2 protein-coding genes are annotated in these 8,034 nt (G+C 74.2%); both read right to left on the bottom strand.

What is annotated here, in order from left to right:
• The coding region (locus tag ACVNF4_RS28945) for a beta-ketoacyl synthase N-terminal-like domain-containing protein (protein ID WP_461805836.1) at positions 1-5,379 on the bottom strand (5,379 nt) is incomplete at its 3' end.
• A 25-nt stretch (positions 5,380-5,404) separates the two neighbouring features.
• The coding region (locus ACVNF4_RS28940) for a type I polyketide synthase (RefSeq protein ID WP_461805835.1) at positions 5,405-8,034 on the bottom strand (2,630 nt) is incomplete at its 5' end.

Genomic DNA, 8,034 nt, shown 5'->3' with positions numbered 1-8,034 from the left:
CGCGTCGCAGGCGGCCACGTGCACCGACGCGCCCGACTCGGCGAGGTGCGCGGCGAGTTGGGCCACACCCGGGGCGTCGGCGCCGGAACGGCTGGTGAGCAGCAGCGAGTTGGTGCGGCCCGTGTCCACCAGGTGGCGGGCCACCAGGGCGCCCAGGGTGCCGGTGCCGCCGGTGACGAGGGCCGTCGCGGGGCCCGTGTGGGGTGCGCTCGGGATCGTCAGGACCAGCTTGCCCGTGTGCTTGGCCTGGGACATGAACCGGAACGCTTCGCGCGCCCGCCGCACGTCCCACGCGCGCACCGGGAGCAGCGACAGGGCGCCCTCGGCCAGCAGCGTGCTGATCCGGCCGAGCATCTCGCCGATGCCTTCGGGACCGGCTTCCGCCAGGTTGAACGCCCGGTAGGTCACCCCGGGGTGTTCGGCCGCCACCGCGGCCGGGTCACGGAGATCGGTCGCACCCATCTCCACGAACGCCCCACCACGCGGCAGGAGCCTCAGCGACGCGTCGGTCAGCTCACCGGCCAGCGAGTTGACCACGACATCCACACCAGCGCGGAACGCCTCCTCGAAGCCCCCGTCACGCGACGACGCGATGTGCTCGGCGTCCAGGCCCAGCCGCTCCAGCACCGGCCACTTCGCCGGGCTCGCCGTAGCGAACACCTCCGCGCCCAGGTGCCGCGCGATCTGCACGGCGGCCATACCGACGCCACCGGCGCCCGCGTGGATCAGCACCCGCTGCCCCGCACGCACACCGGCCAGCTCGACCAGCGCGTACCAGGCCGTCATGAAGGCGACCGGGACGGAGGCGGCGTCCGTGAAGGACCAGCCGTCGGGGATGCGCACGGCCTGTCGGGCGTCGGTGACGGCCAGCGGGCCGAAGCCGCCGGCCGCGACGCCCATGACCCGGTCGCCGACCGTCAGGCCGGTGACGCCGGACCCGGTCTCGGTCACGACACCGGCGACCTCGGTGCCGAGGACGCCGCCGCCCGGGTACATGCCCAGGCTGATCAGGACGTCCTTGAAGTTCAGGCCGGCCGCGCGGACCGCGATCCGCACCCAGCCGTCCGGCAGCGGGCCGTCCGCGTCCGGTGCGGGCGCCAGGCTCAGCCCCTCCAGCGAGCCGGTCTCGTCCGGCGTGAGCCGCCACGGGCCCTCGGGTGCCACCAGGTCGCCGGACGGGCGGGTCAGGCGGCGGCCGTAGGCGACCGCGTCGCGCAGGGCCAGTTCGGGTTCGCCGCAGTCCAGGACGGACGGCAGGAGGGCGGCGGAGCGGTCGTCGTCGGCCGGGAGGTCGGCCAGGACGATCCGGCCCGGGTTCTCCGACTGCGCGGAACGCAGCAGGCCACGGGCGGCGGCTGCCGCGAGGTCGGTGACGCCCTCGCCTGCGGACGCGGCGACGCCGCCCCGGGTGACGACGACGAGGCGGGCGTCCTCGAAGCGCTCCTCGGTGAGCCAGTTCTGCACCAGCGCCAGGGCCTCGGCGGTGGCGTCCTGTGCCTCCCGCGCCGCGTCGGTGCCGGTCAGTCGGCCGGTGCCGACGCAGGTCAGCACCACGTCGGGGGCGGACTCCGTCAGGTCGGTGAGGGGCCGGACCTGAACGCCGACACCGGCCAGCGCCTCGGTCAGGCCGAAGCGGTCCTCGCCGAGCAGCGCCCACTCCCCCGCCGGGGCGGCCGACTCGGGGACCGGCACCCAGTCCATCGCGAACAGCGCGTCCGCGAGGCCGGTTTCGGGCGCCTTCAGCTGCTCGGCCGTCACCGCGCGGGTGATCAGCGAGGCCACCGAGACGACCGGGGCACCGGCGACGTCCACGGCCGTGAACGACAGGCTGCCCTGCCCGTCCCGGCGGATCCGCGCCCGCAGGGTGGACGCGCCGGTCGCGTACAGCTCGACGCCGGTCCACGCGAACGGCAGCCGCACCTCACCGGCGTCGTCCGGCGTGGCACCCCCGGGCGCCTCGGCCAGCGCGCCCGCCTGGAGCACCGCGTCGAGCAGCGCCGGGTGCAGGCCGAACGCGGTGGCCTGCGAAGCCTCGTCCTGGGCCAGCTCGACCTCGGCGAAGACCTCGCCGTCGCGCCGCCAGACCGCCTTCAGGCCCTGGAACACCGGGCCGTACTCGTACGACGCCGCCGCCAGCGCCTCGTACATGCCGCCGACGTCCACGGTGCTCGCCCCGTGCGGGGGCCAGACGGCGAACTCCTCATCGGTGTCCACGGTCCGACCGGCCGGCGCGAGGACGCCGGACGCGTGGCGGATCCACGTCTCGCCGGCGCCGTCGGTCCGCGAGTACACCTCCACCGACCGGCGTCCGCCGGTCTCCTCGGTGCCCACGGCCACCTGCACCTGAACACCCGCGCCGCCGTCCGGCACGATCAGCGGTGCCTGGAGGGTGAGTTCCTCCAGTACGCCGGAGCCCACCAAGTCGCCTGCCTGGACGGCGAGTTCCACGAAACCGGTGCCGGGCAGGAGGGTCACGCCGCCGACGCGGTGATCGGTCAGCCAGGGGTGCGTGCGGACCGAGAGGAGTCCGGTGCAGACGACGCCCGCGCCGTCGGCCAGCTCCACCACCGCGCTGAGCAGGGGGTGGGCCAGGGAACCCAGGCCCAGGGAGGACGCGTCGCCGCCCGTGGCCGTCACCGTCTTCGGCCAGTAGCGCTCGTGCTGGAAGGCGTACGTGGGGAGTTCTGTGCGTTCGGCTGCGGGGAGGACCTTCGTCCAGTCGACGGGGGCGCCCTGGGTCCATGCCTCGGCGAGCGAGGTCACGATGCGGGTCGCGCTGTCGTCGTCCCGGCGCAGGGTGCCACACACCGCCGCGGGCACGACACCGACCTCGGCGACCTCTTCCAGCGTGTCGGTGATGGCGCCGGTGAGGACGGGGTGGGGGGAGACTTCGATGAAGAGTTGGTGGCCCTGCTGGGAGAGGGTGCGGACGGCGGGGTCGAAGTGGACGGTGTTGCGGAGGCTGTCGTACCAGTAACCCGCGTCCAACTCTTCGCCGGTCAGGGTCTCGCCCGACATCGACGACACCATCGGGACCCGGCCCTTGCGCGGGGAGATCCCGGCCAGGACCTCGCGGATCTCCGCCTCAAGGCGGTCCACCTGCGGGCCGTGCGAGGCGTAATCCACCGCCACCATGCGAGCCCGGATGCCCTCGGCCTCGAACTGCGCCTTCAACTCTTCAAGAGCCTGCGGCTCACCCGAAATCACCACCGCCGCCGGGCCGTTGACCGCCGCCAGCGCGACACGGTCGTCCAGCCGACCCTTCACCACCTCGGCGGAAGCGGCGACGGACAGCATGCCACCCGCACCCGCAAGCACCTTCAGCGACCGGGACCGCAGGGCCACCACACGAGCGCCGTCCTCCAAGGACAGCATCCCGGCGACCGTGGCCGCCGCGATCTCACCCTGAGAGTGACCGACCACGGCATCGGGAGCGACACCGGCCGCCTCCCACACCGCAGCCAGCGACACCATCACAGCCCACAGCACCGGCTGAACCATGTCGGCGGCTTCCAGCGGGCCTTCCGCCAGGACGTCCGTGAGCGACCACTCGACGTACGGCTTCAGCGCCTCCGCGCACTCCGCAAGCCGCGCCGCGAACACCGGGCTGACCTGGGCCAGTTCACGCCCCATGCCGAGCCACTGCGACCCCTGGCCCGGGAACACGAACACCGGACGCGCTCCGGATCTCGCCACCCCCGACACCACATCGCCACTGGCCGTGCCCTCGGCCAGAGCCCCCAACCCCTCTGCGCCCAGCACCACGGCCCGGTGCTCGAACACCGAACGCGAGGTCGCCAACGACCAGGCCACGTCGGCGGGTCGCAGCTCGGGACGGGCGGTCACCCACTCCCGCAGCCGGTCCGCCTGCGCCGACAGACCGGCAGCCGTGCGCGACGACACGAGCCAGGCGTCCGCGCCCGACACCACCGGGGTGGTCGTCGGCTCAGGCTCACCGGAGGGCTCGGCGGCAGGCGCCTCTTCCAGGATGACGTGGGCGTTGGTGCCGCTGATGCCGAAGGAGGAGACACCCGCCCGGCGGGGCCGCTCGCCGGGCTGCCAGGGGCGGGCCTCGGTGAGGAGCTGTACGTGGCCCTCGGTCCAGTCGATGTGGGGGGACGGCTCGTCGGCGTGGAGGGTGCGCGGGAGTTCCTCGTGCTGGAGGGCGAGCACCATCTTGATGACGCCGGCGACACCGGCGGCCTGCTGGGGGTGGCCGATGTTCGACTTCACCGAGCCCAGCCAGAGGGGTCGGTCCTCGGGCCGGTCCTGGCCGTAGGTCGCGAGCAGCGCCTGCGCCTCGATCGGGTCGCCGAGCGCGGTGCCCGTGCCGTGGGCCTCGACCACGTCCACGTCGGTCGCGGCGACGTGCGCGTTGGCGAGGGCGGCGCGGATGACGCGCTGCTGGGAGGGGCCGTTGGGGGCGGTCATGCCGTTGGAGGCGCCGTCCTGGTTGACCGCCGAGCCTCGGATGACGGCGAGGACCGGGTGGCCGTTGCGCTGGGCGTCGGAGAGGCTCTCCAGCACCAGCATGCCGACGCCCTCGCCCATGCCCATGCCGTCGGCGTCCGCCGAGAAGGCCTTGCAGCGGCCGTCCTCGGCGAGGCCGCGCTGGCGGGAGAAGCCGACGAAGCCCGAGGGCGAGGCCATCACCGTGACACCGCCGACCAGGGCGAGCGAGCACTCGCCGGAGCGCACGGACTGGGCGGCGATGTGCAGGGCCACCAGGGAGGAGGAGCACGCGGTGTCGATGGACACGGCGGGCCCCTGGAGGCCGAGGAGGTAGGAGATGCGGCCGGACATCACACTGGCCGCGCCTCCCGTCGGGAGGTGTCCCTCGACGCCTTCGACGGTCCGCAGGCCGGGGTGGCCGACGTAGTCGGTGGGAGCGACGCCGACGAAGACACCGGTCGTGGAGCCGCGCAGGGAGGTCGGGGTGACCCCCGCGCGCTCCAGCGCCTCCCACGACGACTCCAGGAGGAGGCGCTGCTGCGGGTCCATCGCGAGGGCCTCGCGGGGGCTGATCCCGAACAGTCCGGCGTCGAAGTCGGCCGCGCCTTCGAGGAACCCGCCCTCGACCACGTAGGAGGTGCCCTGGTGGTCGGGGTCCGGGTCGTACACGCCCTCGGTGTCCCAGCCGCGGTCGGTGGGGAAGCCGGAGATGGCGTCGCCGCCCGCGCCGAGCAGCTCCCACAGCTCCTCGGGCGTGGTGACCCCGCCCGGGAGGCGGCAGCTCATGCCGACGATGGCCACGGGCGCGGACGACGCCTCGACAAGCTGTCGGTTGCGCTGCCGGAGGCGCTCCGTCTCCTTGACGGAGGCCCGCAGCGCTTCCAGGAGCTTGTCAGGTGTTCCGGTCATCGCTTCCTCTTCCTCCACGCGCACGCGCTGATGTTCAGAGACTTCATTCCGACTCGCCGTCCAGGGCCATGCGGATCAGGCTCTCCGCGTCGAGGGCGTCGATGTCCTCGACCGTGTCGGAGGACGCCAGGGCCTCTTCGCGGACGCCCGCGAGCCGCATCAGGGCCTCCATCAGCCCCGCCTCGCGGAAGCGGGCCAGCGGCACGGTCGCGAGCGCCTTGCGGAGCGTCGACTCGGCGGCGTCCGGGGTACCCGCACCGGCGCTGTCGCCGGCGCTGTCGCCGAGCTTCGGTGCCAGCTTCTGCCCGAGGAACGCGGCCAGTTCGGCCGGGTTGGGGTAGTCGAAGACGAGGGTGGCCGGGAGCCGGGTCCCGGTCGCACCGCTCAGCCGGTTGCGCAGTTCGACGGCGGTCAGCGAGTCGAAGCCCAGGTCGGTGAAGGCCCGGGTGGTCTCGACGGCGCCCGCGGAGGCGTGTCCGAGGACGGCCGCCGCGTGGGCGCGGACCAGGTCGACGAGCCGCACCTCCCGCTCCTGCTCGGACAGGGCGGCCAGTTCCCGGTGCAGCGCCTCCGGTCCGGCCGGGGTGCTGTCGGACGCCGCCGCCCGGCGGCCGGTGCCCGCGCCGACCAACGCCCGCCACAGGGACGGGACTTCGGTGCTGCGGGTGGACTGGGCGCGCAGTCCGGCCAGGTCGAGCTTGGCCGGGACGAGGACGGCCTCGTCGCGGGTGAGCGCCGTGTCGAGCAGGGCGAGGCCCTCCTCGGCGCTCAGCGCGCTGATGCCGCCCCGGTTGATGCGGGCCCGCTCGGCCTCGGTGAGCTGGCCGGTCAGCGCGCTGGCCTCGGCCCACAGACCCCAGCACAGGGAGGTCGCCGGGAGGCCGGAGGCGGTGCGGTCGGCGGCCAGCGCGTCGAGGAACGCGTTCGCCGCGACGTAGTTGCCCTGGCCGGGGCTGGAGAACGCCGCCGCCGCCGAGGAGAACAGGGCGAAGTGGTCGAGGTCCAGGTGCCGGGTCAGCTCGTGGAGATTCCACGCGCCGTCCGCCTTGGGCCGCATCACCGACGCGATCCGGTCCGCCGTCAGCGAGCCGATCGTGGCGTCGTCCAGGACGCCGGCGGTGTGGATGACGGTGCGCAGCGGGGCCTCGGCCGGGATGCCGGCCAGGACCGTCGCGAGCTCGTCGCGCTCGGCCGTGTCACAGGCGACGACGCGCACCGAGGTGCCCGACTCCGCGAGCTGCGCGGCGAGTTCGGCGACGCCCTGCGCGCCGGCTCCGGAACGGCTGGTCAGGACGACCGAGTCGGCGCGGCCGGTCGCCGCGAGGTGACGTGCCGCCAGGCTGCCCAGGGTGCCGGTGCCACCGGTCACCAGGGCCGTCCGCGCTGCCACCGGCGCCGAGAGGCGGGCGGCCACGGGGGTCGCCGGGATGGTCAGGACGATCTTGCCGGTGTGCTTGGCCTGCGACATGAATCGGAACGCCTCCTTCGCGCGCCGCACGTCCCATGCCCGTACCGGCAGCAGCGACAGCGCGCCCTGCTCCATCAGCGCGCTGACCTGGGACAGCATGGCACCGAGACCCCCGGGACCGGCTTCCGCCAGGTTGAACGCCCGGTAGGTCACCCCGGGGTGCTCGGCCGCCACCGCAGCCGGGTCACGGAGATCGGTCGCACCCATCTCCACGAACGCCCCGCCACGCGGCAGGAGCCTCAGCGACGCGTCGGTCAGCTCACCGGCCAGCGAGTTGACGACCACGTCCACACCAGCACCGAACGCCTCCTCGAAGCCCCCGTCACGCGACGACGCGATGTGCCCGGCGTCCAGGCCCAGCCGCTCCAGCACCGGCCACTTCGCCGGACTCGCCGTAGCGAACACCTCCGCACCCAGGTGCCGAGCGATCTGCACGGCCGCCATACCCACACCACCCGCACCCGCATGAATCAGCACCCGCTGACCCGCACGCACACCGGCCAGCTCGACCAGCGCGTACCAGGCCGTCATGAAGGCGCTGGGCACCGACGCGGCCTCGGCGTAGGTCCACTGGTCGGGGATGCGGACCAGGTGCCGGGCGTCGGTGACGGTCAGCGGGCCGAACCCGCCGTCCGCGACGCCCATCACGCGGTCACCGACCGTCAGGCCGGTGACGCCGGACCCGGTCTCGACCACGACACCGGCGACCTCGCTGCCCAGCACTCCGCCGCCCGGGTACATGCCCAGGCCGATCAGGACGTCCCGGAAGTTCAGGCCGGCGGCCTTCACCGCGACCCGGACGTGTCCGGCGGGCACAGCCGCCTCGGGGCCGGACTCGAACCGCAGCCCGTCCAGCGAGCCGCCTTCGTCCGGCACCAGTCGCCACGCGCCTTCCGGCATCGCCAGCTCGCCGGACGGGCGGGTCAGGCGCCTGCCGTAGGCGGTCGTGCCACGGACGGCGAGTTCCGCCTCGCCGCTGTCCAGGACGGACGGCAGCAGGGCGACGGACCGAGCGCCGTCGGCCGGGAGGTCGGCGAGGACGATCCGGCCCGGGTTCTCCGACTGCGCGGACCGCAGCAGACCCCAGACGGCGGCTGCCGCCAGGTCCGTGACGCGCTCGCCCGCCGAAGCGGCGACACCGCCACGCGTGACGACCAGCAGGCGGGCCGGCTCAAGCCGCTCCTCCGCCAGCCAGCCCTGCGCCA

This window comes from Streptomyces sp. S6 (assembly GCF_054880855.1).
Note: the sequence above shows the minus strand (reverse complement) of the source record. Positions and strands in the feature narration are given on the sequence as shown.